Origin of the sequence: Frondihabitans australicus (genome assembly GCF_003634555.1) — a bacterium.
Taxonomy (GTDB): Bacteria; Actinomycetota; Actinomycetes; order Actinomycetales; family Microbacteriaceae; genus Frondihabitans; species Frondihabitans australicus.
The window spans coordinates 1,885,781-1,911,403 of record NZ_RBKS01000001.1; the positions used below are offsets into that span (position 1 = coordinate 1,885,781).

The following is a 25,623-nucleotide window of genomic DNA, read 5'->3' on the forward strand; positions in this document are numbered from 1 at the left end:
GCACGAGGGCGCAGGATCGGCTACAGTAGCCGGCCTCGACGCTTCACCAGCACGTGACCCCTCGACGTGCTGAGCCGCATCCACGACCCCGTCGAGAACACCCGGACGGGCTCGGTGCCGCCTGCCGCGCCCAGGAAGCCCAGGGTGAGCGCCGCGAACGCGGCACCCGACACCACGCCGGCCGCCCCCTCGACCTCGCGCGACCACACGCTCGAGCGGACGCGCTGCACGATCTGCTCACCGGTGCCGGAGGGGATCGCCGCGGCGACCTCGTCGATGCCGGCCTTCGCGACGGACTCCAGGAGCGCTGGGTCGACGGCGGGGTGGGCGGCCCAGCCTCCGCGCGGCGGCGAGATCGCGGCCCAGGAGGCGGCCACGACCTGCGGCGGAAGCGAGATCGTCACCGCGGCTGTGGGGTCGACGACGTCGTTGCGGAGCCGCGTCGTGCGATCGACAATCGCGCGCAGGGGCACGACGGCGTCGAGGCGCTCGGCGGGCTCGCCGGCGGGGTGGTCTGCGGCTGCTCCTGCGCCCGGATCGACGGAGGCTGGGAGAGTCTCGCCGCCCGCCAGCGCGTAGGTGCGGAGCCCCAGCACGGTGGGGCCGTCGTCGAGGATGCCTGCGGGCGACAGTACGCCGACGTAGGCCGCGAGGACTCCCCCGCCCGCCTCGGACGGCGTCGCGATCAGGCGCACGGCGCCGCCCTCGTCGAGCGGGAGCGCGCGCCCGAGGAAGGTGTGGAGGTCGTCGAGCGACAGGGAGTCGGGCAGGCGGATCGCGGGTGTCATCGGCGTTCTACACTACCGATGATGACTGACGACGCCGCGCGCGAAGGCGCCCCCGACGATCCGCTCGACGACTTCCTGCGGGCGCTGAGGCTCACGCCGGGCGCGCTGGCCGACGAGTTCGCGGGCCCGAGCCAGTGGATGCCCAACGCGCGCGTCTTCGGCGGGCAGGTCCTGGCGCAGTCTCTCGTCGCCGCGAGCGCCACGGTGCCGGCCGAGAAGGTCGTGCACTCGATGCACGCGTACTTCCTGCGGGCCGGCAAGATCGAACTGCCGATCGAGTTCCACGTCGACCGCAGCCACGACGGCCGCTCGTTCGCGTCGCGCCGCACGGAGGCGCTGCAGGGCGGCGTCCCGATCATGACGACGATGTCGTCGTTCCAGACCATCGACGAAGGCCTGTCGCACGCCGACGCCATGCCCGATGACCTGCCGAACCCCGAGGCCCTGCCGACCATGGCCGATGCGCTGGCCGGCATCGACCACCCGGCCGCCCAGTTCTGGGCTCACGGACGGCCGTTCGACATCCGCCACGTGCCGTCGCCGCTGTTCCTCCGGGTCGAGGGCGAGCACATGGCCCACCAGGCGCTCTGGATGAAGACGGTCGGCCGGCTGCCCGACGACCCCGCGATCCACCGGGCGGCGCTGGCGTACGCGAGCGACCTCGGGATCCTGGAGCCGATCCTCCGCCGCCACGGCGTCGCCCTGTCGCGGCCGGGCATGAAGATCGCGTCGCTCGACCACGCCATGTGGTGGCACCGCGAGGGGCGCGCCGACGAGTGGCTGCTCTACGCGATGGAGTCGCCGACGGCCCAGGGCGGGCGCGGCCTGTCGACGGGCCGCTTCTTCGACCGGTCGGGCCAGCTGCTCGCCTCGGTCGCCCAGGAGGGCATGGTCAGGCTGCCGCAGGTCTAGCGGCGCGGGGCGCGGGCCAGCTGCGCGATCAGGGCGCAGGAGCACGCACCACGCCGCTCGGGCCCGCGTCTACCGGCGGCGGAACGTCAGCGGTTCGTCGACGTACGGCCCCCAGGCGGCACGCTCGGCGTCGCTGATTCGGCGCGGGCGCTGCGTGGTCGCGTCGACCAGCACGAGCGTCGACGCCGCCCGCGTGTGCAGCACCTGCGGCTCGACGCCGACGGGCGAGAAGACCTCGTAGAAGATCTCGAGGCTCGCGCCGCCCATGTGGCCGATCCAGAGCTGGATGTCGAGCGGAAGCCGCGTGTAGGCGATCGGCGCCAGATATTCGACCTCCTGGCGCGCGATGAGCGACCAGGTGTCGGTGCCGGGGCTCGAATCGAGGATCGCGGTCGCCGCCGGGTCGTCGCTCTCCTCGCCGGCCGACCAGAACGCCTGGATGCGCGCCTCTTCGAGGAGGTGAAGCATCTCGGCGTTGTTGACGTGGCCGTACGCGTCGAGGTCGCCCCACCGCAGCACGGTGGGGACGTGCAGGCGCGCCACGCCTAGTCTCTCGTCAGCTTGCGGTACGTGACGCGGCTCGGCTTGGCCGCGTCGGCGCCGAGGCGCTCGATCTTGTTCTCTTCGTACGCCTCGAAGTTGCCCTCGAACCAGTACCAGTTCGCCGGATTGTCGGGGGTGCCCTCGTAAGCGAGGATGTGGGTCGCGATCCGGTCGAGGAACCACCGGTCGTGGGTGATGACCACGGCGCAGCCGGGGAACTCCAGCAGAGCGTTCTCGAGGGAGCCGAGGGTCTCGACGTCGAGGTCGTTGGTCGGCTCGTCCAGCAGGAGCAGGTTGCCGCCCTGCTTGAGCGTCAGCGCCAGGTTGAGGCGGTTGCGCTCACCACCGGAGAGCACGCCGGCCTTCTTCTGCTGGTCGGGGCCCTTGAAGCCGAACTGCGACACGTAGGCGCGCGACGGGATCTCGGTCTTGCCGACCTGGATGTAGTCGAGGCCGTCGGACACGACCTCCCACAGGTTCTTGTTCGGGTCGATGCCGCCGCGGTTCTGGTCGACGTACGAGATGTCGACCGTCTCGCCGACCTTGAGGTCGCCGCCGTCGAGCGGCTCGAGGCCGGTGATGGTCTTGAACAGCGTGGTCTTGCCGACGCCGTTCGGGCCGATGACGCCGACGATGCCGTTGCGGGGCAGCGTGAACGAGAGGCCGTCGATGAGCACGCGGCCGTCGAAGCCCTTCTCGAGGTTCTTCGCGTCGATGACCTGCTGGCCGAGGCGCGGGCCGACGGGGATGATGATCTCCTCGAAGTCGAGCTTCTTGGTGCGCTCGGCCTCGGTGACCATCTCCTCGTAGCGGGCGAGGCGCGCCTTCGACTTCGCCTGGCGGCCCTTCGAGTTGCTGCGCACCCACTCGAGCTCGCTCGACAGGCGCTTGGCCAGCTTGGCGTCCTTCTTGCCCTGGACCTCGAGGCGCTCGCCCTTCTTCTGCAGGTAGGTCGAGTAGTTGCCCTCGTACGGGTAGAGGCGGCCGCGGTCGACCTCGGCGATCCACTCGGCGACGTGGTCGAGGAAGTACCGGTCGTGGGTCACGGCGAGGACTGCACCGTGGTACTGGCTGAGGTGCTGCTCGAGCCAGAGCACGCTCTCGGCGTCGAGGTGGTTGGTGGGCTCGTCGAGCAGGAGGAGGTCGGGCTTCTGCAGCAGGAGCTTGCAGAGCGCCACGCGACGCTTCTCACCACCGGAGAGGTTCGTGATCAGCGCGTCGCCCGGCGGGGTGCGGAGGGCGTCCATGGCCTGCTCGAGCTGGGAATCGAGGTCCCACGCGTCGGCGGCGTCGATCTCCTCCTGGAGGCCGCCCATCTCTTCGAGCAGGGCGTCGAAGTCGGCGTCGGGCTCGGCCATCAGCGCCGAGATCTCGTTGAAGCGGTCGATCTTGCCCTTGATCTCACCGACGCCCTCCTGGACGTTCTCCAGGACGGTCTTCGACTCGTCGAGCTCGGGCTCCTGCATGAGGATGCCGACGGTGTAGCCGGGGCTCAGCTTCGCCTCGCCGTTCGACGGGGTGTCGAGACCGGCCATGATCTTGAGGATCGTGGACTTGCCGGCCCCGTTCGGGCCGACCACGCCGATCTTGGCGCCGGGGATGAACGACATGGTCACGTCGTCGAGGATCAGCTTGTCGCCGACCGTCTTGCGGGCGCGGACCATGGAGTAGATGAATTCGGCCATGTCTTCCAGTCTATTCGGGCACGCGGCCGCCGCCCGACCGCCGGTGCGGTCGCGGGCGGCTCCGCGGCCAGGAGGCCCTGCGATACGAGGAGGCCCAGGGCTACGAGAAGGCCGGGGCTATGAGAAGGGCGGGGCTATGAGAAGGGCGGGGCTATGAGAAGAGGATGGCCAGATAGACGACGATGTTGGCCGGCACGACCACGCACGCGAGCACGAAGGCCACCGTGTCTCGCCTCGTCCGCGCCGGTCGGTGCATCGCGCCGACGCCGACGGCGATGGCGAGTCCCGCCAGCAGCAGCGCGACCACGGACAGGCCGACGGCGGTCCTGAACCAGGAGTCCGTCGACTCGCCCGTGTCGCTCAGGATCATGTAGTCCGCGATCCCCAGCACGACCGCCGTGACCGCGGTGAGAGCGAACGACACCCAGGCCCAGGTGCGGCGGTCGTCCGCGGCCGGGACTTCGTCGGTCATCAGCCGACGGCGCGAGTCGAGCCGACGAGGCACTTTCCGGTCGAGAGCACCGGCGCTGAGGTCGACGCGTAGCCGGCCGAGCCGACCTGGCCGATGAGGCACGTCTTCTTCTGCCACAGCACCGCGAACTCGATCGAGTCGACGTTGCGGCCGATCGTGGTCGCATCCGGCGTGATCTCCATCGCGGTCTTGTCGAAGCCGGCCTTCTCGAGGGCGGTGATGACGTCGTCGCCGTGCGGCTGCGGGTCGGTCTTGAGCAGCGTCTGCACCGTCGTCGAGAAGTGCGCGAGCGCCACCGAGGCGGGCGCCGTCGGCCCGAAGGGCACGGTCGGCGTCGGCGTCGTAATCGGCGTCGCCGCCGCGGAGGTCGACACCGCGGGCGTCGGACTCGTCTGCGTGCAGCCCGTCAGCGCGGCGGCGACGACACCGGCGATCGCGAGAGCCACGAGGGGCGCGCGTCGGGATCGCGTCGAACGGGAGGGCACCGTCCGAGTCTAGGTCGAGGGGCGCAGGAGCCGAGTGCCTCGCGTCAGAACGGAGTGTCGCCCTCGTGCGACCACTCCGCCTGTGCGCCGGGCACCGCCGCCGCGCCGACGCCGGCCGGCTCGAGGGGCGCGTCGGGCGGAAGCGTGCCCGGCGACGCCTGCCACCCGGCGACGAGGGGCGCCGCGGGGTCGGTTGCGGGCGGGGTGCTCTCGCCGGGCGGGGTGTGGCCGGGCTCCTGCGACCCGGTGGTGACGGGCGACCCGATGTCGCTGGTCGAACCGGTGCCGCCGAGCGACCCGGTGCCGCCGAGCGAGCCAGCCTGCGAGGGCGCGCCCGCGGGAGGCGCCGAGCGGACGGGCGCCGTGCGGGTGAACTGCGTGCGCCCCCAGAGGAGGTCGTGGCCGATGGCCTCGGCGTCGATCTCGACGGAGGTGCCGGAGCGCTCACCTGACTCCCACGACCGCACGCGCAGCCGCCCGACCACGACGATGTGCTCGCCCTTCGCCAGCGATGCGGCGGCATTCTCGGCGAGATGGCGAAAGCAGGTCACGGTGTACCAGTTGGTGTCGCCGTCGACCCAGTCGTTCCGGTTCTTGTCGAAGCGCCGGTGCGACGACGCGAGACGGAAGCTGGTGATGGTGAGGCCGTTGCCGGTCTGCATCGTCTTGGGCGGGGTCGCGACGATGCCGGTGAGGGAGATGCTGTCTGTCATGCCCCGAGTGTGGGCGAGCGAAGGCCCGGCCGGGCCCCCGGGAGGTCCGCTGTGGACAACCCGGGGCCCCGACCGGGCCTGTGGAGGAGAGGTCGCCGCGCGCTAGTGCTCGACGAACTCGGGGCGTTCGGCCCCGGCGCCGAGCCGCGCGTGGAGCGCGCTCTTGGCGACGTCGAGGGTCGGGTAGTCGCCGTGGTAGTCGGTGTCGTGGCCGACGCGGATCGAGAACCCCTCGTCGGTGCGGTGGATGGACCCCACGGCGCCGGCCGCGCCGATGGCGACCCAGGTGCCGGAGGTGGTGGTGGAATCACTGCTGCTCATCGTCGAGCTCCTTCGATTCGTGCGGTGCTGAACCGCGGTGGTGCGCTCGCTCAGGAAGCGAGCACGTACTTCGCGTACGACTTCCGGACCTTCGTGACCTTCGGCACGGCGACGGCCATGCAATAGCCCTGACCCGGGTTCTTCGCGAAGAAGTCCTGGTGGTACTCCTCCGCCGGGTACCAGGCGCCGAGCGGCTCGAGCGTCGTGACGATCGGGCCGTCCCACACCGAGGCGGCGCGCTCGAGGGCGGCCTCGAAGAGAGCCTTCTGCGACTCGCCCTCGTAGAACATCGCCGAGCGGTATTGAGTGCCGACGTCGGCGCCCTGCCGGTTGAGCTGGCGCGGGTCGTGCAGCGTGAAGAAGACGTCGAGGATCACGTCGGCCGGGATCACCGACTCGTCGAACGTGACCTGCACCGCCTCGGCGTGCCCGGTCGTGCCGGTGCACACCATCTCGTACGACGGGTTCGACGAGGCGCCGCCGGTGTAGCCCGACACGACGTCGCTGACGCCCTGCAGGGTGCGGTACACGGCGTCGAGACACCAGAAGCAGCCGCCGGCCAGGGTGAAAGTCGTCATGCCCTCACGGTACTCCGGGCCGACGACACGAGAGGCGCAGGATCAGCGGACACTCAGCGCTTCGGCGGCACTCCCCCGCCCGCGATGGCCCCCAGGGCAGCCAGCAGCGGCGGCGCGTCGTCGGGGTCGAGGTACGCCTGGATGAGGACGGCTCGGTCGGCGGCCTCGGCTGCTGCCGTGAGGGCGTCGCGCAGCTCCTGCGCTGTGGTGGCGGAGGCCGTGACGACGTCGACGCCGGGGGCCAGTGCGGCAGGGAGCGCCTGCCAGTCCCACCGCGTGATGCCCTGGTAGACGGCGCGCGGGCTCTGGATGACGCGCTCGATCGTGTAGCCGTCGTTGTTGATCAGCACGATGATCGGCGTGAGGCCGCGGTGCAGGATCGTGGCGAGCTCGGTCGCCGTCAGCTGCGCGGCGCCGTCGCCGATGAAGAGGACGCTGCGGCGCTCCGAAGCCAGCGACGTGCCGAGTGTGGCGGGCAGCGTGTAGCCGATCGACGACCAGATCGGCTGCGCGAGCAGGTCGGTGCCCTCGGGCATCTGCAGCTCGAGCGCGCCGTACATCGCGGTGCCCGCGTCGGCGATGGCGATGCTGTCGGTCGGCAGCCACTCCTGCACGATCGTCCACAGCTCGTGCTGCGTGAGCGGGCTGTCGCCCTGCTCGTCGGCGCTGGGCGCAGGAGCCGGTGCCCCGCCCTGGTCCGGACGGTACGGATACCGCGGCGTCACCGCGCCCGCCGGGCCCCGGTCGAGGGTCGACACCAGCTCCTCCACCGCCCGCAGGCTGTCCTCGAGCCGCACGTCGTGGAAGGTGACGGCGCCCACCCGGGCGCTCGAGACGCCGAGCTCGACGGCGGTGTCGACGTCGAACCCCATGCTGTAGAAGCCGGTGAGCACGTCGCTGAGCACGGTACCGGCGAGGATCACGAGCGGCGCGCCGTCGACGGCCGCACGCGTCTCGGGCGACGGGGTCATCTGGCCCATGTAGATCCCGAGGCTCGCGGGGTGCGTCTCGGGCAGCATCGACTTGGCGCTGGCCTGGGTCGCCACACGGACGCCCGCGTGGTCGGCGAGCCGTTCGAGTGTGGCCTCGGCGCGGCGGCGGTGGATCCGGGGGCCGGCGAGGATGGTGATCGGGTGTCGCCCTGCTCCTGCGACCGCTTCGGCCAGCGCCCGGCGGAAGTCGTCGAGCGCGACCGGGTCGCTCGGGGTCGCCCGGAGCGGATGGCGGAGAGGCGCCGACGACACCGGCGAGGCGGCGATGTCCATGGGGATGCCGAGGTAGACCGGCTTCGACTCGTCGAGGGCGGCCCGCAGCACCCGGTCGATGTCGCGCGTGGCGTCGGCGGCGCGGAGGATCGCCCCGGCCACCGTCACCTCCTTGTACGCGCGGAAGAAGTGGTCGTAGTCGCCGTCGACCAGCGTGTGGTGCGAGAGCGCGCCGTTCGTGCGCGCCGTCGTCGTCGGCATGCCGGCGATCTGCACGACCGGGACGTCTTCGGCGAAGCTGCCGGCGATGCCGTTGATGGCGCTGAGCTCGCCGACGCCGTAGGTGGTGACGATCGCCGCGACGCCGCGGCTGGTGCGGGCATACGCGTCGGCGGCGTAGGCGGCGTTCAGCTCGTTCGTCGTGCCGACCCACTCGAGTCCGGGCACGGTGAGCATCTCGTCGAGCAGGGTGAGGTTGAAGTCGCCGGGCAGGCCGAAGACGTGCGGGCCGCCGAGCTCGATCAGGCGGCGGGCGAGGTACTGGCCCACGGTGACGACGTCGGCGGGGGTCTGTGCGGGCGCAGCGGGCTGATCGGGTGCGACGGTCTGGTCGGGTGCGGCGGTCATGCATCGAGCCCATCATGCTTCGACCGAGTGTTCAATCCGTGGCAGGCTTGTTGATCAGAGTGCTCATATTCTGGGCGCAGGAGCCGACAGAAACGGTCAGAACGCCATGCTCGACACCACAGACCGCAGGTTGCTCTCAGCGCTCGACGCCAACCCTCGAACACCCGCCGCCGTGCTCGCCGACGCGCTCTCGCTGGCCCGCGGCACGGTCCAGCACCGTCTCGAGCGCTTCGCGACCGGGCGCGACCTGCGGCCCGCGTCGACGCGAGTGCGGCCCTCGGCTCTGGGGCTGCCGATGCGCGCCATCGTGACGGCGACGATCCGGCAGTCCGAGCGGGCGCGGACCATGGCGGGCCTGACCGCGATCCCGCAGATCGTCGAGTGCCTGAGCGTGACCGGCGCCGACGACCTGCTGTGCCACGTCGTCGCCCGCGACACCGAGCACCTGCTCGAGGTGGGGCAGGCGATCCTCTCGGTACCGGGCATCGAACGGACGTCGACCGCGGTCGTGCTCGAGGAGCCCCTGGAGTACCGGGTGGCGCAGCTGTTCTGACGCGGTGCGTCGCGCTGCTCCCTTCGTGCCGGCGTCCGATGTCGGTGGTCGCACATATCTTCGAAGCGTCCACCTGATCATCGGCCGGAGAACGAAGGAGCACGACATGACCAGCACCCGCCTCACCTCAGCCTCGACTGCCAGCGCCTCCCGCTCGGGCTTCGAGCCGCGCCCGGCCCACGGCCTCTACGCCTCGGCCGGGCCGGTCTCCGAGACCCATGGCGGCCTGACCCTCGTGCAGCTGCACGACGACCTCGCCCGCGTCACGCGACCCAACGGCGAGGTGCTCGGCTACGTCGAGCGCTTCATGCACGAGAAGGGCGAGCGCTACCGCGCCAAGAGGTTCCTCCCCCGGCAGCGCCGCTTCGTCGAGATCGGCGAGTTCTGGAGCCGCGCCGACGCGACCGACTGCTTCCGCTTCAACTAGGTCGGCGGATTCGCCGGCGGCTCGGCCCGGTGGCACCCGGCGGCATGCCGCCGGGCGACCGGCTGCCGCCCGGCGGGTGCTCCCGGGCGACCGGCTGCCGCTCGGCGGGTTGCCGCCGCGCCGGTGTCGTACCGCATTTCAGTCGCGGCGAGCGGTTACCCTGCCCCGCATGAACGTCTGGACCGATTTCGTGAACTGGCTGACATCGACGCAGGGGTCTCGTCTCGTGACCGATGCGATCCTCCCGTTCCTGGCCATCGTCGTCGCCGGGGTCGTCGCCGCGCTCATCGCGCGCTCGACCGGCAACCGACTGCTCGCCCTGCACGAACGGGAGGCCGCCGGGGCGAGTGTCACCTCGGTGATCGCCGCGGCCCGCAAGGCTGCGGCCTGGGCGACACTCGGCGATCCCGAGCGCGAGTTCGCCGCGCACCTGGCCGACGAGGCGACCGTCCGACTGCGGCTCCTGCCGGTGCCCGGGGCCGGGCAGGCCGCCGCGTGGGCGGAGCACGAGATCGTCACGATCCGCTCCAACGCCGGCACGTTCACGTTCCAGGCCGAGCAGACCTACGCCGACGTGCGCGACCGCCTCATCGAGTGGCAGGCGAAGCCCTCCCGGGCGCGCAAGCTGTTCCGTTACGACCTCGAGCGGTGGAAGGTCGAGGAGGACGCCGTCACGGCGGGTGCCGGAGGTGCCGCGGGTGCCGGAGGTGCCGCGGGCGCCGCGGGTGCGAGCGTCGCCGTGGACGCCCCGGCGTCGTCGCTGCCCGCGAACGAACTCGTAGCCGTCGAGCCCGCGACCGCTGCCGTTCCGCCGACCGCGACCGCTGCCGCAGCGCCGACCGCGACCGCCATGACCGCTGCGCCGACGGCGACCCACACCTCGGCTGCGGTGCCGGCGCGCGCCCTGGACGACAGCACTCCGGCCAGCCCGAGCGACGGGGTGGCGCCCGGCGCGCCGGTGTCGGACGCCGCGGCCTCCGAGGCCACGGCCGCCGGGGCGCCTCGCTCCGGCGACCGCGACGACGAGCCGACCGACACGGAGGCCGCCGCGTTCAGCGCGCCCGTGAGCGCCGGCCAGGTGCGCCGCCGCACCACTCCCGACGCCGGCTGACGCTGCGTTGCCGCCCGGCGGCCGCTCCGCGCCGCGCGTTCCACGGCGCCCGCCGCACGACGCGGCGCGTTCAACGCGACGCGACGCGTTCGACGCGACGCGGCGCGTACCGGCGACGCCCGTCGCACGCGGCGGCGCGTTCCAAGCGATGCGGCGCGTACCGGCGACGCCCGCCGCACGCGGCGGCGCGTTTCACGCGATGCGGCGCGACACGGCGCGTGACTATGCGTGAAACGCGCCGCATCGTTCGGCTCGGCGAGCGTGGCCGAGCGACAAGAGACCGCCGCCGCGGCCATCGCCCCGGCCGCCCGGGCGCCGGGGCGTAGTACTCTTGCACCCGTCTTCCCCCCGTAGCTCAGCGGAAGAGCACGTGGTTTCTACCCACATGGCCGGGGGTTCGAATCCCTCCGGGGGGACACCGCAGAGGCGGCGCACGAAGACCGGGCGCGTTCACGCATCCCGGGCGATCGCGTCGCGCCGGGATGCGTGAAGTCGCCCGGTGTTCGGCAGCTACTTCGACAGCGGGCTCGTCAGGTCGTAGAGCGTGACACCGCCGACGCTCTGCGACGAGAAGTTCGCCTCGACCCAGGCCGCGATCTTCGAGGCGTCGCTCGAGCCGCCGTTGGAGCGCCCCAGAGTCCCGCCGATGAAGTAGTGGATCTTTCCGGCCGCGACGTCCTTCTCGAACTGCGCGAGCGTCGGCGATGGGTCGCTCCCGTTGAAGCCGCCGAGCGGCATGACCGCCTTCTGCGTCGAGAGCTGGTACGACGCGGCCGATTCGGAGCCGACGGCTGCCGCGACCCAGGTGTACTTGTCGGCGTCCTTGAGCAGCAGCGTCTTGAGGGCCGAGCCGATCGTCGTCGAGCCGCCGAGGAGCCCGCCTCCCGCGCCGCCGCCGAAGCCACCGCGACCACCGAAGCCGCCCCGCGTCGTGCCGCCGGTCCCGGTGCCGGTGCCCGTGCCGCCGTTGGTGCCCGTGCCGCCCCCGGCCCCGCCGCCGAACGCGAAGCCGCCGCCACCCGTGCCGGTCCCGCCGTTCGTCCCGGTCCCGTTCTGCGTCCCGGTGCCGCCGAACCCGCCCGCGCCACCGCGAGCGCCACCGAATCCGCCCTGGCCGCCGCCGAAGCCACCGCCGCGGCCGCCGAAGCCCATGCCGCCGCTCACCGTCGGCCCGGCCGAGGGGATCGATCCGGTGTGCGCCGTCGTCATCGTCTCGATCGAGTACGCCGCCGGCCCGAGGAGCGCACCGGTGAGCATCGCACCGATCGTCGCGACCGACAGGGCACGTGTTCCCGGGAGTCCGGGGCGGCGCGGGATGAGCACGAGCACTGCGCCGACGACCGAGACGACGACCACGAGGTACTTCAGCCACGGCAGCCAGTCGCTCGACCGCTCGAGCAGGCCCCACGACCACCACGCCGTGACCAGCATGGTGGCGGCGAGGACGATGCGGGGCCACCAGACGACGCTGAGCGCGGCAGCGGCCGGGACGGGAGCGCCGAGCGCCGGGGCGGGAGCGTCGAGCGCCGGCCCGTCGAGCGGCGGCGCCCACGACGGCGCCCCGGCGGCGGGCGCGGGGCGCCCCGACGAGGCCACGGGAGCGGGCGGCGCCCACGAGGAGCCAGGCCGGGCCCCGATCGGAGCGCCGTACAGGGCCGGCCGGGGGCCGAAGACGCTCGCGGAGCGGCCGAAGATTCCGGCAGGGGCGGATGCCGCGGCTCCTGCGCCCTGATCGAAGGCCCCCGAGGGGTCACCGGGCCGGGCCGAAGCCCCACCGGACGCAGCCGGGCCGGACGCACGCCGGAACCTCGCGTCCCAGAGCAGCGACGCCCCGATGGCGAGCGTGCCCGCGATCGGCGCCGCGAGCGCCACCGTGTAGTACGGGTGGAAGATGCCGCCGGCGAAGCTGAAGACGAGACCGGTGACGACGAGCCAGGTCGCGAACAGCAGGAGCGTCGCGCGCCGCACGTCGACGCGATTCCGGCGCCCGAGAACGACGAGCCCCGCGATCATGACGATGAGCGCGGCGGGCAGCAGCCAGGCGATCTGGCCGCCGATCTCCGAGCCGAAGAGCCGGGTGAGGCCGGTGGCGCCCCAGGAGCCCGCGCCACCGCCCGCCGCGCCGGTCGTCGCCCCGCCCGTGACGCTGCCCGTCTCGTTGCCGGTCAGGCGACCGAAGCCGTTGTAGCCGAAGGTGAGCTCGAGGAACGAGTTGTCCTGCGACCCACCGACGTAGGGCCGCATCGACGCGGGCGTCAGCTCGACGATCGCGACCCACCATCCGGCGCCGACGACGACGCCCGCGGCTGCCGCCGCGATGTGCCCGAGGCGTACGAACCACCGCTTCGGCGCCGCGAAGAAGTAGACCGCGGCGAGCGAGGGCAGGATCACGAACGCCTGCAGCTGCTTGGTGAGGAAGGCGAAGCCGATGACCACGCCCGCCCAGGCGACCCAGCGGACCGCGCCCGACTCGATGCCGCGCAGCGTGAGGTAGACGGCGAGCGCCATGAGCAGCAGCAACATGGCGTCGGGGTTGTTGAAGCGGAACATCATCACGGCGACCGGCGTGAGCGCGAGCATGCCGCCCGCGACCATCGCCGTCTGCGCCGAGAAGTGACGGCGCACGATCGTGTACGTGATGAAGACCGTCGCGACGCCCATGAGCGCCTCGGGCACGAGGATGCTCCACGACGACAGGCCGAACAGCCGCACCGAGAGCTCCATGATCCAGAGGGAGGCCGGCGGCTTGTCGACGGTGATCGAGTTGCCGGCGTCGCTCGAGCCGAAGAGGAACGCCTCCCAGTTCGTCGCTCCGGCCTGCACGGCGGCCGAGTAGAACGAGTTGGCGTAGCCCGAGATCGCGAGGTCCCAGAGGTAGAGGAACCCCGAGACGACGATCAGGCCCCAGAGTGCGGGTCGTTCCCAGCGCGGAGCGTCGGCGGGCCCGAGCACGAGCCACCGAGCGAACCGGGAGAGGCGTGATCCGCCGGCCTCGGCGGCGGCGTCGGCCGGTGAGGGGCGGCGCGGGAGCGTGGCGGTCGTCATCGCTGACTCGCTTTCGTCGGTTCGTGGTCGTGGTCGGGCGCGGAAGGCACAGAGGCCAGAGGTGGCAGAGGGGGCGCAGGAGCAGCGGCAGACCCGCCCGCCCGGGGCGCCGACCGCGCCTGACGCCGGAACACCCACAGCCGCAGCAGCACGAATCGCACCACGGTCGCCACGAGGTTCGCGATCGTCAGCACGACGAGATGCACGTGCGGGCTCGCACCAGGAGACACCGCGTGCAGCCCGACCAGCGAGCCGGCGGTGATCACCCAGGCGATGCCGAAGACGATGAGTCCCTGCGCCTGGTGCTTGACGGCTCCTGCTCCCCCGCGCACGCCGAAGGTGAAGCGCCGGTTCGCCGCGGTGTTCGCGATCGTGGTCACGAGCAGCGCGAGGAAGTTCGCTACCTGAGCCGGCATGGCCTGCTGCAGCAGAAGGTAGACGAGCGCGTAGGCCGCGGTCGACAGGATGCCGACGGCGCCGAAGCGGACGACCTGACCGAAGAACGTGGGCGGTCGGGGCGGGTCGTAGGGGCGTCGGCCGATCTCGTCGTAGACGGCGCCGACGGGGATCCTGCCGCTCGCGATGCCCGTGGCCACCCGGTAGAGGCCCTGCAGGTCGGCCTTCGCCGTCGCGACGATGTCGACGGACGACTGCGGGTCGTCGATCCAGTCGACCGGCACCTCATGGATGCGCAGGCCCGACCGCTCGGCGAGAATGAGCAGCTCGGTGTCGAAGAACCAGCCGGTGTCTTCGACGAGCGGCAGGATCCGGGCGGCGACGTCCGCTCGGATCGCCTTGAACCCGCACTGCGCGTCGCTGAACGAGACCCCCATCGTCTGCCGCAGGATCACGTTGTAGCTGCGGGAGATGAACTCGCGCTTGCCGCCCCGGGTGACACGGGAGGAAGCGCTGAGGCGCGTGCCGATCGCGAGGTCGGAGTGCCCGGTGAGAAGGGGCGCCACGAGGGGCCCGAGGGCCGAGAGATCGGTCGAGAGGTCTTCGTCGACGTACACGAGGACTCGCGCGGGAGACGCCGACCACACCGCCTTGAGAGCGCGTCCTCGGCCCTTCTCGGCGAGGTGGACGGCGGTGACGCCGTCGAGGTGACGGGCCAGGTGGTCGGCGATGTACGGCGTCTCGTCGGTCGACGCGTTGTCGGCGATGGTGATCCGCCATGTCTCACGGAACGAGCGCCGCAGGAAGTCGTGCAGGGCCAGGATGCTGCGCTCGAGAGTCGCCTGCTCGTTGTAGACGGGCACGACGATGTCGAGGTCGAGGGGCGCGGTCGGGTCGGACATGCACACCAGCATTCGGGACGACTCCATGAGCGCCGCCGACGAATCCGATGAACTCCCTATGAGACCGGGGAAGGCGTGGCGGCGGGGCTCTCCATCGTCAGGTGGTCGGCGACAGCGCGCAGGAGCTGAGGCACGCTCGGCGCGCCCTTCGCCCGAAACAGCTCCGTGCCGTCCTCGTCGGTCAGCACGATCGTCGGCGTCGACCGGATCGCGAGCTCTTCGGCGCGGTCGGGGTGCGCCGCGACGTCGAACTCGGCGGTGACCAGCGCCGGCACGAGACGCTCGGCCTCCGCGACGGCGGCCCGTGCTGCGTGGCACGGGCCGCAGAACGCGGAGGTGTAGAGCTCGAGCTTCATGAGGGGGTCAACGCTCGGCAGGGCGGGGGTGTTCCCCGCTCCTGCGCCCTAGTTCGTGGATTCGCGACGGTCTTCCGGGGCCTCGACCGGGTCGGAGTCGGTCACGTCGAGCTCGTAGTGCACCTGCAGCTGGTCGCCGACCATCTTGGCGCTCGTCGCGAGGTAGGCGATCTGCGTCTCGGTGCCGTCGATCAGCACGAAGTCGGTGATCTCGTCGTCGTACGTGCCGTTCGTCGACACGCGCTTGTCGGTGCGGCCGTCGCTCGGCCCGCCGTCGAAGAACACGACGTACTCGGAGCCTTCGTCGATGGTCAGCCTCTTGTCATTCATGACGACAGGTCTACCAGCCGGGAGCCAGCGCGCGCTCAGCCGGGATTCGGCGAGCCTCCAGATGCATAGGCACGCTATGCACCGGCGTAGAATTCAGACAAATGGAATCGAACACCTGGCTCGCCACCCCTGTAGTCACCGAAATCGGCACCCGAACGCTCGACGAACTCAGCGCTCTCGGCCCCTGCCGCCCCACCGACCTCGCCACCGCCATGACCGTCGAGAAGGCCGAGCTGCGGAAGCACCTCCGGCCCCTTCTCGACGACGAGCTGGTGTACCGCATCGCCGACGTCGACGACTCCGCCGACTGGCTTCTCGCGCTCACGCCGAAAGGCGTCCGCGCGCGCGGCTGAGGCCCCCTCGCCTCTCACGGCATCAGCGTCGGCACGCCTGACTAGACTCGGGCCATGGCAACAGCTGCAGACAGACTGGTCTGGATCGACTGCGAGATGACCGGTCTCGACCTCGACATCGACGAACTCGTCGAAGTCGCCGTCGTCATCACCGACTTCGACCTCGAGCCCGTCCACCCCGGCTTCGACATCGTCATCAAGCCCGACCAGACGGCGCTCGACAACATGGGCGAGTTCGTGACCAACATGCACACGACCTCCGGCCTCATCACCGAGATCCCACACGGCAAGAGCCTCGCCGAAGCCGAATACGAAGTGCTCAACTACATCATCGAGCACGTCCCCGACGCGGGCACCGCCCCCATCGCGGGCAACACCATCGGCACCGACCGCGCCTTCCTCGCGAAGTACATGCCGCGCGTCGACACGCACCTGCACTACCGCTCCATCGACGTCTCCTCGATCAAAGAGCTCACCCGCCGCTGGTTCCCCCGCGTCTACTTCAACGCGCCCGAGAAGAACGGCGGCCACCGCGCCCTCGCCGACATCCTCGAATCCATCCGCGAGCTCGAGTACTACCGCCTCGCCGGCTTCGTCGCCGAACCCGGGCCCACCACCGAAGACGTCCAGGCGGTCTCGAAGTCGGTCGTGGACAAGTGGGCCTCCCGGTTGTAATAGACTTCTCTGGTTGCTCCGTTCGAAGTGCTCTCGCCAGCACGGCGAGCGGGGCCGCATGGTGGGTATAGCTCAGCTGGTAGAGCGCCTGGTTGTGGTCTAGGAGGCCGCGGGTTCAAGCCCCGTTACTCACCCGCGAAAATAGGTCCCGTCTGTCTTCTCTCTTCGAGAGGCAGACGGGATTTTCGCGTTCGTACCCTTTCAGCCGACGGGCGCAGGCGCCCGCGGCAGCGACGTCGCTTCGCTCCGTCGGGACTCGCTGCGCTCGTCACCTCCCGGGAGTTACTCATCGGCGACAAAACGCGACACCTGCGACGACCGGGTGCGTCGCGGGTGTCGCGTTTTGTCGCGGCGGAAGGGTGTGCGACCCTCGGGGCATGGACGTGGGCGCGATCGGGGAGGACGAGTTCGAGAGGCTCGTGGTCGCCGAACTCGACCTGCTGCCGGACGACATGGTCGACGGACTCGAGAACGTCGCCTTCGTCGTCGAAGACCGACCTGACGACGGCACGCTGGACCTCCTCGGGCTCTACGACGGCGTCGACCTCACCCGGCGCGGCGACTACGGCTTCGGCGAACTGCCCGACCGCATCATCCTCTACCGCGAGCCGCACCTCGCGGCCGTCGAGAGCCTCGACGAGCTCCGCGATGAGATCCACGTGACGCTCGTCCACGAGATCGGTCACTACTACGGCTTCGACGACGACCGACTCCACGAGCTCGGCTGGGCCTGACCGCTTGTGTCTGTGACATATTTCATGTCACACTCGAGGGACGTTCCGACCCAGGAGTCCCCATCGACACCACGACACGCAACGCCGGCCTCGACGCACTCCGCGTCGTCGGCCTCGTCGCCGTCGTCGTGGGGCACACCCTCACCGACGGCCTCACGCGGTCGCTGCTCTACCCCTGGCACGTGCCGCTCTTCTTCTTCCTCAGCGGCTACCTCGACAGGCACGTCCCGACGACCGCCCAGGGCGCAGGATCCCCGAGACCCCTCTCGGCCGAATGGCGCACGCGACTCCGAACCCTCCTCGTCCCCTACGCCACGTGGCTCGTCCTCTTCGCCGCCGCGTTCGTTCCCGTCACGGCGGCGACGGGCGGCAGCCCGGTGAGGGCCGCGGCCGCCGTGCTCGCCGGCGGCGACCACCTCGGCAAGCCGTTCTCGGCCTTCTGGTTCGTCACCGCTCTCGCCGCCGCCTGCCTGCTCGTCCGGCTCCTCGATCGCGGGCCCGCCTGGCTGCCCTGGTCGGTCGCTGTCGCCGGTCTCGGGGCCGTGGCGATCGCCCCCGGCGCCGTCGCCGCCGTACCCTGGTCGCTCGGTGTCGCCGTGCCGTCCCTCGTGTTCCTCCTCGCCGGCCGGCTCCTGCGCCGCGCGGCGCCTCGCCTCACGCGGCCGATGCTGTGGGCGGCGGGCCTCGGCACGATGGGCGTCGCTGCGGTCGCCCTGGGGTCACGCCCCCTCGACCTCAAGCAGGGCGACTTCGGCGTCCCGCTGGCTGGAGTCCTGGTGGCGCTGTGCCTCTGCACGGCCCTGACGCTCGCCTTCCAGACGATCGGCTCTCGCCTTCCCTCTTGGGCGGCGCAGACCGCGACGAGTCTTGCCCTGGTCGGAATCGGCGTGGTCCTGACGCACTCCGCCGTGATCTGGGCGGCCGAGAGCTTCGTCGACTCGGTCTGGCTGGTCACCGTGCTCGCGCTCGTCGTGCCGTGGGCGGCCGCCCTCGCTCTTCAGCGCACTCGTCTCGCGCCGCTGGCGCTCGGGGTCAGCCGACGACGGTGACGTCCGCCAGCGATCGGGGGTCGTGCCGGGCGAGGTGCGTCAGCTCCTGCGCCGCCCAGAGGTCCCACCAGGGTTCGTAGGCCGCGCCGTCACGCGCCAATGCGCGCGCCTTCCGCGTCTCGTCGTCGAGGTCGACCCAGATCCGCAGGGTGGCCAGTGCCGCCGACGCGGGCGTGACGGCGCCCGCGCCCTCGACGACGATCGGCGCCGTCGCCGAGAGTGCTCGCCACGCGCCGGGCGCCGACGCGGCCCAGTCCCAGCGGCGATAGCCGGGGTCGACGTCCCGCAGGATGTCACGGGGCACTGCCTCCGAGGCGGCGGCGAGCCCCTCCCACCCCGGGTAGACGTCGTCGAGCGCGACCAGCTGCGCGCCGGGCAGGAGCGGGGTGAGGGCCGCTGCGAGAGTGCTCTTCCCCGATCCTGAGCGCCCGTCGATCAGCACCACGACCCGTCCGCCTGCGGCCGAGGCGAGAGCCCGGGCGGCGAGTTCGGGTGCGTGCGCGGCGATGTCGAGGTCAGGCAAGGATGAACTCCCACGTGCCCGCGGCCACCGCGGCCGCGATGGCGATGCCCGCGATGACGAGCGCGATCGCCACGAGAACCGCCTCGCGCGGACCGACCGTCGACGGGCGAGCCCAGGTGCGCGGAGCATCGGATCCGAAGCCCTTCGCCTCCATGGCGGTCGCGAGCTTCGTGCCCCGCCGCACCGAGAGGACGAGCAGCGCGAACGCCATGCCGGCCAGGCGTCGGAGGGCTCCGAGCGGCCCGCCCGCATCGGAGACGCCCCGGGCGCGGCGGGCGAGCCCGAGCTGCCTCCAGTCGTCGACGAACAGCCCGACCAGCCGGATGCCCGCCAGCCCGCCGAGCACGAAGCGCGCCGGAAGGCGGAGCACCTGGCCGAGACCGTCGGCGAGGTCGGTCGGGTCGGTGGTCGCGAAGAGAACGATGCCGGGGATCCCGACGGCGAGGATCCTCAGGCCGATCGCCAGGGCCAGCGCGACCGACCCCTGCGTGACCCGGGCGAAGCCCAGGTCGAGCAGCACGGCCCCCGACGGCGCCCCGTAGAGCGACGTGGCGATGAGCGAGAGCGGGGCCGCGACCCACAGCGGCGAGGTCCGCCGCCAGAACGCGCGCCAGCCGAGGCCGGCGAACGGCAGAAGCGCCGCCTCGAGCACGAGCGCTGTGCCGGCCGACACCCAGTCGATCGAGAGCAGGAGGGCGATGCCGAGCGCGACGGCGGCGAGGAGCTTGGCCACGGGGTTGATCCGGCCCACGGCTCGCGCGGTGGCGACCGGCGCGAGCACGGTCACCGAACGCCGCCCTCATCGGAACGCGCCCGCAGATCGGACTGCGCCTGCAGCCCTGGTCGCACCGGCAGCTCGAGCGTGTCGTCGGCGAGTGCGTCGACGAACTCGGCGTCGTGCGTGACCGCCACCACCGCGGCTCCGTCGTCGAGCAGTTCGGCGAGCAGCGCGACGAGCTCGCGCCAGGTGCGGGCGTCCTGCCCGAAGGTCGGTTCGTCGAGCACCAGGATCCGGGGCGCCGCCGCGAGCACCGTCGCCACGGAGAGCCGTCGTTTCTCCCCTCCGGAGAGCGTGAAGGGGTTCGCACCGGCGACGTGGTCGAGGCGGAGGCGCGCGAGCAGCGAGTCGACGCGGGCGTCGATCTCGGCCGCCGGGAGCTTCAGGGCGCGCGGGCCGACGGCGAGCTCCTGCCGCACCGTCGCGGCGAGGAACTGGTGCTCGGGGTCCTGGAACACCGTGCCGATGCGGGTCAGCAGCTCTCGCGCGCGCCACCGCACGGGCTCGCGCGCGGCGCCTGCGGCGAGGGCGTCCGACGCCGACAGGCGGCCATCACGAGGGCGCAGGAGCCCGGCGAGAGTCAGCGCCAGAGTCGATTTCCCCGCCCCGTTCGCTCCCGTGACCGCGAGCGCCCGCCCGGCGACCAGCCGCGCGGAGATCCCCGTCGCGACGGGTGCCGATCCTCTCCCGACCGACAGCCCGTGCGCATCGAGGAGCCCCTCGGGCGCGGCGAGGCGTCGCCGGGCCGGCCGTTCGAGCGCCGCCCCGGGCACCCACACCCCCGCGTCGCGGAGTGTCGTGGCCTGCTCGGCCAGCACGGCGTCGGGGCTGCCGTCGGCGAGGACTCCTCCGCCGGCGGCGAGCACGATGACTCGGTCGACGACGGGCAGCCAGACCGAGACCCGGTGCTCGACGACGACGAGAGTCGCGCCCGTCGAGGCCGCGACGCGGGCGACGGCGTCGCGGACCTCCACGACCCCGCCGGGGTCGAGGTTCGCTGTGGGCTCGTCGAGCAGCAGGAGCCCGGGTCGCATGGCGAGCGCACCGGCCAGAGCCAGCCTTTGCTTCTGCCCTCCGCTGAGGGTCGACGTCGCCGCGTCGAGCGGCAGGTCGAGCCCGACCGCCTCGAACGACTCGGCCACGCGGTGCCAGATCTCGTCGCGCGGCACCCCGAGGTTCTCCGGCCCGAAGGCGACGTCGTCGCCGACGCGCGCGAGGACGACCTGGGAGTCGGGGTCCTGCAGCACGAGGCCGACCCGGCCGCGCTGGTCGGCCGGGTGCTGCCCGTCGACGAGGAGCGACCCGGTGGAGTCGCCCTCGTCGTCACCGCCGAGGACGCCGGCGAGGCCCGCGAGCAGCGTCGACTTGCCGGCGCCCGAGGCTCCGAGAAGCAGGACCCGCTCACCCGGCTCGATGTCGAGGTCGAGTTCCGAGACGGCCGGGCGCAGGCGACCGGCGTGGCGCCACGACCAGCCGCGCGCCGTGACGCGCGCGCCGGCCGTCGTCGGGTGCGCGCCCGGGCTCACCGCGTCGGACCTCATCGCGTCGACGTTCCGGAGGCTCACACCCGGGTCTGCGTGGCGCGCCCGGCGGCGAAGCGCGAGAGCGCCCCGGTGCGGGCGAGCCCACGGACGGCGAGCCACGAGAGCAGGCCGGCCAGGACGGCGCCGGAGACCACCGACGACACGATGTAGACGAGCTTGTAGTCGACGGCGAACGCGGCGATGCTCGAGAAGTTCGTGTCGAGGAGCCCGGTGACCAGGCCGGCTCCTGCGCCCGCGAGGATCGCCGTGCCGAGGCGCCACGAGCGGTAGAGGAAGATCGCCAGGACGATCTCGGCCCCGAGGCCCTCGAGGATGCCCCAGATCAGGGTCGAGAAGCCCCACTGCGTGCCGACGAGCATCGAGACGACCGCGGCGAGGATCTCGGTGTAGAGAGCGGCACCCGGCTTGCGCACGACGAGCCCGCCGAGCACGCCGGCGAAGAGCCAGCCGCCCGAGAGAAGGCCCTCGAGGCCGGGCGAGAACGACAGGACCGTCGAGAGCGGGGTCCAGGCGAGACCCCACGCCCAGAAGATGACGCCGGACGCGACGCCGAGGACGCTGGCGACGACGATGTCGACGACGCGCCAGCGGCGGGGCGCGCGAGACGTGGTCGAGCTTCGAGTGGAAGCAGACGTGGAAACAGACATGCTGATCTCTCCTCCCTGCGCCGGCATGATCCGGATCAGGTTCGACGGTCGAAGCGTGGATCGCTTCCTCTCAGCCCGGCTCACCGGACTCCCGTGTGTTGTGGCCACAACGATACAGCGAGACGAGGCGTCATCAAGTCGACACTGTCGGTGGCGTCTGTCAGGCTCGACGACCATGACCGAGACACCCGCGACCCCGCAGAGCGCCACCGAGTCGATCGTTCAGGGCGCGCACCTGGTCGGAAGCGTCAACCTGCCCGACGCCGAGGCAGTGTTCCGCGCTGCGGCCGGGCGCCTCGGCGACCACCTCGCGCGAATTCCCGACGGCGAGGTCGGTGAGCGCTACTACTGGATCCAGTTCCAGGGCCTCCGTTTCGACGCCACCCCGGGGCTCGTCCGGGTGGGCGACGAGGGCGGCAGGATCCGCGGGCAGTTCGACGCCCGGAAGTTCGGGCTCGACGGCACCGTCGCGGCCCCCGACCTCGCCTTCCCCGACCTCGGCTACGCGACGGCGGCCCTCGAGTCGTACGCGGTGTTCTCGACGCTCCGCACCGAGGGCGTCATCGCCTCGGGCGTCCGGTTCCAGGTGTCGCTGCCGACGCCGGCCGCCGTGATGGGCTCGTTCCTGCGTCCGGAGGATCGCGCTGCGGTCGAGCCCGTCTACGAGCGGGCGCTGTTCGCCGAGCTGGAGCGGATCCTCGACGGCATCCCGCACACCGACCTCGCGATCCAGTGGGACACCGCGGTCGAGTTCGCCCTCCTCGAGCCCGCGAACCAGTTCGGCCTCGCGAGCTGGTTCGAGCCGGTGCTGCCGGGCGTCGTCGAGCGCGCCCTGCGGCAGCTCGACGCCGTGCCGGTCGACGTCCAGGCCGGGTACCACCTCTGCTACGGCGACGTCGAGGAGGCGCACTTCGCCCAGCCCGTCGACGCCGGCAACCTGGCGGCGGTCATGCAGGGGATCTTCGAGGGCGCCTCCCGCCACGTCGACTTCGTGCACCTTCCGGTGCCGATCGAGCGCGACGACGTCGAGTACTTCGCACCGCTCGCCGGCGTGCTGCCGTCGATCCCGGCGTCGACCGACGTCTACCTCGGGCTCGTCCACCACGAGGACGGCGCCGAGGGCGCACGCCGACGCATCGCCGCGGCCAGCGCGGTGCTGCCGCACTTCGGCGTCGCGACCGAGTGCGGCTTCGGCCGCGGCCCGGCGGAGCGCACGGTGCCCCTGCTCGACCTCCACGCGGCGGTGTCCCTGCCCTGGTAGCGGGCGCCACGCCGCCGACGCGCTGACAGCCGACCGGCTCGGGCCCGGCGCCGACCGGCCGACACCCGGTCGTCCCGGGGTGCCGACCTCGTCATCCCGCAGAACGAAGTCTCCCCCAGTTCGGGTCCACAGACCTCGGGTGTTGATTTTGCTGTGATACGAACGACGGGTGAAGTTCAGGAGGTGGCCGCACGGGCTCGTGACGCTCGTCCTCCTGTGCATCGCCGTGCTCGTGCTCGTCACGGTCGAGACGGGGTCGGCGACGAAGCCGACCGCCTCGTCGACGCAGGCGTCGCTGCCGTTCTCGGCCGGCTCGCATCCTGCGCCCCTCGGGTCGGGCGCGCAGACCGGCCGCAGCCCGTACGGGCCCGGCACCCACGGTTCGGCCGCCCGCCGCCCGACCGCCGTGGCCCCCGTCAACGGCGGTGATGGCGCGGGCGTGCAGATCACCGCCCCCGTCGCGTCGAAGACGGCCCCGCCGAAGGCACCCGCGGGCTCGGGCGGCGACACCGACAACGAGGCGGCCACAGGATCCGACGGCTCGCTCTCCGTGGGCGGCACCGGCGACCCCCTCAGCCGAAGCCTCACGATGAACCCGTTCCACTTCCGACTCGGGCTCATCAACGGCGCCGTCGTGAAGCCCGACGCCCGTGACTGGGCCGCCCGCACCGTGAGCTCGGGGCCGCTGCTGCTGTTCCTGCCCGCGACCGGTCACGTGCCCGACAACTACCGGCGGTTCCTCACGGTGGCGGCGCAGTCCGGCTACCACGTGCTCGGCCTCGACTTCTGGAACCAGGGCAAGGCCGTCGCCAACATCTGCGGCGTCGACGCCCGCTGCTACACGCAGGTGCAGCGCAACCGCTTCAGCGGCGAGGGCGCCTCGCAGTTTAGCAAGGTCGACGAGGCCAACTCGGTCGTCAGCCGGCTGACCGCGGCCCTCGACTACCTCGTGGTGCACGACCCGGGCGGCGGCTGGAGCCAGTACGACCACCAGGGCGTCATCGACTGGGACAACATCGTCGTCGCCGGCCACTCGCAGGGCGGCGGGGAGTCGGCGTACATCGCGCACCGGTTCCGGGTGATGGGGCAGCTGACGTTCTCGTCGCCGATCATCACCGACCAGGACGTCCGGGCCTCGTGGCTGAAGACGAGGAGCGCGACGCCCGCCTCGGTGATGTACGCGTTCGACGACGTGCACGACGAGTTCTACCCGAGGATCGTCGGCTCCTGGAGGCAGCTGCACCTGTCGGGCCGGCTCACCGCCCGGGTGCCGGTGCCGACATCGTCGAAGGTGCACCAGCTCGTCTCGACGTACGTGCTGGGCGACCCGGGGCAGTCGCACATCCGATCGGTGGCCGACAACACGCCCCTGAACGACAAGGGCACGCCGGTGTTCGAGCCGGTGTGGAAGTGGATGCTCGCCCAGGTCTATAAGAACCCCAGCGACCCCGCTGCCGTCGCCGCCGGCTCGTGACGCCCTAGGGTTTCGGCATGGGCTTCTTCCGGTGGCTGCGCAGGGCCGCGACAGAGCGCGCAGCGGTGATCGACGTGCACCTGAACGCTCGGCTGCAGCCCATGCATCGAGGCGACCGCTTCGAAGACCCTGTCGTCGCGGCGCTGGAGTCGGCGGGGCTTCGGTCGGGCGTTCTCGACGCGGGGACGGCGTTCACCCGAGGCATGCGCATCGTGTCGTGCGACGTGTCGTTCGGCGTGCCGATCGACCAGGCCGACGAGGGACTCTTCCAGATCAAGAAGGCGCTGCGCGCGATCGGCACCCCGCGCGGCTCCACGATCACGATGTACAGCAACGAGCTCGACCCGATCGGATCGCTCTACGGGGTGGCCCTTCGCGTGCCGCTGGTCGACGCCGTCGACTTCACGGACGACCGGAACATCGAGCACAACCGTGAACTCGACGCGCTCATGATCCGCATCGACTCCGCGCTCGGCGACGACGGGTCCGTCTGGTCGTGGCACGTGCATCGCGGGTCGGATGTGTTCGTCTACGGCGACTCCCGCGGACGACTGCACGAGGTCCTGGAGTCACTCATCGCCAGCGATCCGCTGCTGGCCGGCGCGACGCTGACCGATGTCGCCTAGCCCGCGAATGCTGCGAGTCAGGCGCGGGTCCGCCGCGCGAGGTAGCGGTACAGGGCCACCGCTACGACTAAAGCCACTGCGGTCGACGCGGCGAGGCTGAGTGCTTCGCCGGTGATTGCAGCGCCGAACGGCTTCTCGCCGATCGCGCCCGGGAGCGTGAAGAGGAATCCGGCGACAAACGCGCCGACTGCCGCCCGGCCGGCCACGAACCGCAGTGTCGCGCCACGGGCGAGACCCAGGGTCACGGCGCGCCGGCGTGCGGCGATTGCGAATCCACCTGCCAGGGCGCCGAGGAGCATGCCGATCAGAAAGAACACGGCGAACAGCTCGACGGCACCCACGGGCGAGAACACGCTGATTCCGTCGTTGTCGGCTCCCCACCCGATGAATGTCGGGATGTCGATGAGCCCGACGAACACGGCGGTGGCAAGCCCTCCGACCGCCATCGAGACGGCCATGACAGACGACGAGCGCGGTGGAGTCGGAGCGGACGGGGTGGCCATCGTCCCA

General features: G+C 71.7%; 29 protein-coding genes, 2 tRNA genes and 1 riboswitch. Of the genes, 13 read left to right on the plus strand and 18 right to left on the minus strand.

All coding sequences use genetic code 11. The features are described from left to right. Positions 1–20: 20 nt before the first annotated feature. Positions 21–788, minus strand: coding sequence for a DUF8185 domain-containing protein (locus C8E83_RS08710; RefSeq protein ID WP_121369448.1), 768 nt, complete (start codon positions 786–788; stop codon positions 21–23). Positions 789–809: 21 nt separating this feature from the next. Here C8E83_RS08710 and C8E83_RS08715 point away from each other — a divergent pair, with 21 nt between their 5' ends. Further along, positions 810–1,700: an acyl-CoA thioesterase gene (locus tag C8E83_RS08715; RefSeq protein ID WP_121371820.1), complete on the plus strand. Its 891-nt coding sequence runs from the start codon at positions 810–812 to the stop codon at positions 1,698–1,700. Positions 1,701–1,769: 69 nt separating this feature from the next. Here C8E83_RS08715 and C8E83_RS08720 read toward each other — a convergent pair whose 3' ends face one another. The 8 genes from C8E83_RS08720 to C8E83_RS08755 form a co-directional block, all read right to left on the minus strand. Next, positions 1,770–2,243, minus strand: a complete 474-nt coding sequence (locus C8E83_RS08720; protein WP_121369450.1) for an acyl-CoA thioesterase — start codon at positions 2,241–2,243, stop codon at positions 1,770–1,772. Positions 2,244–2,245: 2 nt separating this feature from the next. Next, a complete protein-coding gene (gene ettA, locus C8E83_RS08725) occupies positions 2,246–3,928 on the minus strand; it encodes an energy-dependent translational throttle protein EttA (protein WP_121369451.1) in 1,683 nt (560 codons plus the stop codon). Between the two features lie 151 nt (positions 3,929–4,079). Continuing rightward, complete coding sequence (locus tag C8E83_RS08730) at positions 4,080–4,400, minus strand: hypothetical protein (RefSeq protein ID WP_121369452.1); 321 nt, start codon at positions 4,398–4,400, stop codon at positions 4,080–4,082. Beyond that, on the minus strand, positions 4,400–4,885 hold the full coding sequence (locus C8E83_RS08735; RefSeq protein ID WP_147430122.1) for a DUF6993 domain-containing protein: 486 nt from the start codon (positions 4,883–4,885) through the stop codon (positions 4,400–4,402). The genes C8E83_RS08730 and C8E83_RS08735 overlap by 1 nt, the downstream gene beginning before the upstream one ends. A 44-nt stretch (positions 4,886–4,929) precedes the next feature. Beyond that, positions 4,930–5,598: a single-stranded DNA-binding protein gene (locus C8E83_RS19875; protein WP_121369455.1), complete on the minus strand. Its 669-nt coding sequence runs from the start codon at positions 5,596–5,598 to the stop codon at positions 4,930–4,932. A 102-nt stretch (positions 5,599–5,700) separates the two neighbouring features. Beyond that, the gene (locus C8E83_RS08745; RefSeq protein ID WP_121369456.1) at positions 5,701–5,919 is read right to left on the minus strand and encodes a methyltransferase; all 219 of its coding nucleotides are present in this window, start codon (positions 5,917–5,919) and stop codon (positions 5,701–5,703) included. 50 nt (positions 5,920–5,969) lie between these two features. After that, entirely contained in the window at positions 5,970–6,497 is a 528-nt protein-coding gene (gene msrA / locus C8E83_RS08750; protein ID WP_121369458.1) for a peptide-methionine (S)-S-oxide reductase MsrA, read from the minus strand. A gap of 53 nt (positions 6,498–6,550) precedes the next feature. After that, positions 6,551–8,329 carry an alpha-keto acid decarboxylase family protein gene (locus C8E83_RS08755; protein ID WP_121369460.1) on the minus strand — a complete coding sequence of 593 codons (1,779 nt, stop codon included), beginning with the start codon at positions 8,327–8,329 and terminating at the stop codon, positions 6,551–6,553. A 106-nt stretch (positions 8,330–8,435) separates the two neighbouring features. Here C8E83_RS08755 and C8E83_RS08760 point away from each other — a divergent pair, with 106 nt between their 5' ends. The 4 genes from C8E83_RS08760 (at position 8,436) to C8E83_RS08775 (ending at position 10,836) form a co-directional block, all read left to right on the plus strand. Then, on the plus strand, positions 8,436–8,882 hold the full coding sequence (locus C8E83_RS08760) for an Lrp/AsnC family transcriptional regulator (protein ID WP_121369462.1): 447 nt from the start codon (positions 8,436–8,438) through the stop codon (positions 8,880–8,882). 106 nt (positions 8,883–8,988) lie between these two features. Further along, positions 8,989–9,309 carry a hypothetical protein gene (locus tag C8E83_RS19880; RefSeq protein ID WP_245981527.1) on the plus strand — a complete coding sequence of 107 codons (321 nt, stop codon included), beginning with the start codon at positions 8,989–8,991 and terminating at the stop codon, positions 9,307–9,309. 169 nt (positions 9,310–9,478) lie between these two features. Further along, complete coding sequence (locus tag C8E83_RS08770) at positions 9,479–10,420, plus strand: hypothetical protein (protein ID WP_121369463.1); 942 nt, start codon at positions 9,479–9,481, stop codon at positions 10,418–10,420. Between the two features lie 344 nt (positions 10,421–10,764). Then, a tRNA-Arg gene (locus tag C8E83_RS08775) sits at positions 10,765–10,836 on the plus strand. Positions 10,837–10,930: 94 nt separating this feature from the next. Here C8E83_RS08775 and C8E83_RS19885 read toward each other — a convergent pair. The 4 genes from C8E83_RS19885 to C8E83_RS08795 are packed head-to-tail and all read right to left on the minus strand — an operon-like array spanning position 10,931 to position 15,449. Further along, on the minus strand, positions 10,931–13,465 hold the full coding sequence (locus C8E83_RS19885) for a glycosyltransferase family 39 protein (RefSeq protein WP_245981529.1): 2,535 nt from the start codon (positions 13,463–13,465) through the stop codon (positions 10,931–10,933). Next, on the minus strand, positions 13,462–14,763 hold the full coding sequence (locus C8E83_RS08785) for a bifunctional glycosyltransferase family 2/GtrA family protein (RefSeq protein WP_245981532.1): 1,302 nt from the start codon (positions 14,761–14,763) through the stop codon (positions 13,462–13,464). Before C8E83_RS08785 ends, C8E83_RS19885 begins: the two co-directional genes overlap by 4 nt. A 56-nt stretch (positions 14,764–14,819) precedes the next feature. Then, positions 14,820–15,119, minus strand: coding sequence for a thioredoxin domain-containing protein (locus tag C8E83_RS08790; RefSeq protein WP_121369467.1), 300 nt, complete (start codon positions 15,117–15,119; stop codon positions 14,820–14,822). Between the two features lie 48 nt (positions 15,120–15,167). Then, positions 15,168–15,449: an oligoribonuclease gene (locus C8E83_RS08795; protein ID WP_121369469.1), complete on the minus strand. Its 282-nt coding sequence runs from the start codon at positions 15,447–15,449 to the stop codon at positions 15,168–15,170. 101 nt (positions 15,450–15,550) lie between these two features. Here C8E83_RS08795 and C8E83_RS08800 point away from each other — a divergent pair, with 101 nt between their 5' ends. From C8E83_RS08800 to C8E83_RS08820, 5 genes are all read left to right on the plus strand, one after another. Continuing rightward, on the plus strand, positions 15,551–15,802 hold the full coding sequence (locus C8E83_RS08800; protein WP_121369470.1) for a MarR family transcriptional regulator: 252 nt from the start codon (positions 15,551–15,553) through the stop codon (positions 15,800–15,802). 54 nt (positions 15,803–15,856) lie between these two features. Further along, positions 15,857–16,477: an oligoribonuclease gene (orn, locus tag C8E83_RS08805; protein WP_121369472.1), complete on the plus strand. Its 621-nt coding sequence runs from the start codon at positions 15,857–15,859 to the stop codon at positions 16,475–16,477. A 61-nt stretch (positions 16,478–16,538) separates the two neighbouring features. Then, a tRNA-His gene (locus tag C8E83_RS08810) sits at positions 16,539–16,611 on the plus strand. A 243-nt stretch (positions 16,612–16,854) separates the two neighbouring features. Further along, a complete protein-coding gene (locus C8E83_RS08815) occupies positions 16,855–17,211 on the plus strand; it encodes a metallopeptidase family protein (RefSeq protein WP_121369474.1) in 357 nt (118 codons plus the stop codon). A gap of 62 nt (positions 17,212–17,273) precedes the next feature. Continuing rightward, a complete protein-coding gene (locus tag C8E83_RS08820; protein WP_281270839.1) occupies positions 17,274–18,260 on the plus strand; it encodes an acyltransferase family protein in 987 nt (328 codons plus the stop codon). On the opposite strand, the gene C8E83_RS08825 is transcribed toward C8E83_RS08820, so the two are convergent. The 4 genes from C8E83_RS08825 to C8E83_RS08840 form a co-directional block, all read right to left on the minus strand. Then, positions 18,244–18,783, minus strand: coding sequence for an ATP-binding protein (locus tag C8E83_RS08825; RefSeq protein WP_245981536.1), 540 nt, complete (start codon positions 18,781–18,783; stop codon positions 18,244–18,246). The genes C8E83_RS08820 and C8E83_RS08825 overlap by 17 nt on opposite strands. Then, complete coding sequence (locus C8E83_RS08830; protein WP_121369478.1) at positions 18,776–19,570, minus strand: energy-coupling factor transporter transmembrane component T family protein; 795 nt, start codon at positions 19,568–19,570, stop codon at positions 18,776–18,778. The genes C8E83_RS08825 and C8E83_RS08830 overlap by 8 nt, the downstream gene beginning before the upstream one ends. After that, positions 19,567–21,102, minus strand: a complete 1,536-nt coding sequence (locus C8E83_RS08835; RefSeq protein ID WP_121371823.1) for an ABC transporter ATP-binding protein — start codon at positions 21,100–21,102, stop codon at positions 19,567–19,569. Before C8E83_RS08835 ends, C8E83_RS08830 begins: the two co-directional genes overlap by 4 nt. A gap of 20 nt (positions 21,103–21,122) precedes the next feature. Further along, positions 21,123–21,752 (minus strand): ECF transporter S component, encoded by a 630-nt coding sequence (locus C8E83_RS08840; protein WP_121371824.1) that lies wholly within the window; start codon positions 21,750–21,752, stop codon positions 21,123–21,125. After that, positions 21,747–21,857, minus strand: a riboswitch (TPP riboswitch). It overlaps the preceding gene by 6 nt. Before the next feature lie 70 nt (positions 21,858–21,927). Between C8E83_RS08840 and C8E83_RS08845 the strand changes: the two genes are divergently transcribed. The 3 genes from C8E83_RS08845 (at position 21,928) to C8E83_RS08855 (ending at position 25,113) form a co-directional block, all read left to right on the plus strand. Then, positions 21,928–23,013, plus strand: a complete 1,086-nt coding sequence (locus C8E83_RS08845) for a hypothetical protein (protein ID WP_121369480.1) — start codon at positions 21,928–21,930, stop codon at positions 23,011–23,013. Positions 23,014–23,182: 169 nt separating this feature from the next. After that, positions 23,183–24,487: a BPSS1187 family protein gene (locus tag C8E83_RS08850; protein WP_121369482.1), complete on the plus strand. Its 1,305-nt coding sequence runs from the start codon at positions 23,183–23,185 to the stop codon at positions 24,485–24,487. 17 nt (positions 24,488–24,504) lie between these two features. Continuing rightward, positions 24,505–25,113, plus strand: coding sequence for a hypothetical protein (locus tag C8E83_RS08855; protein ID WP_121369484.1), 609 nt, complete (start codon positions 24,505–24,507; stop codon positions 25,111–25,113). Positions 25,114–25,130: 17 nt separating this feature from the next. Here C8E83_RS08855 and C8E83_RS08860 read toward each other — a convergent pair whose 3' ends face one another. After that, positions 25,131–25,616 (minus strand): hypothetical protein, encoded by a 486-nt coding sequence (locus C8E83_RS08860; protein WP_147430123.1) that lies wholly within the window; start codon positions 25,614–25,616, stop codon positions 25,131–25,133. Positions 25,617–25,623 lie beyond the last annotated feature (7 nt).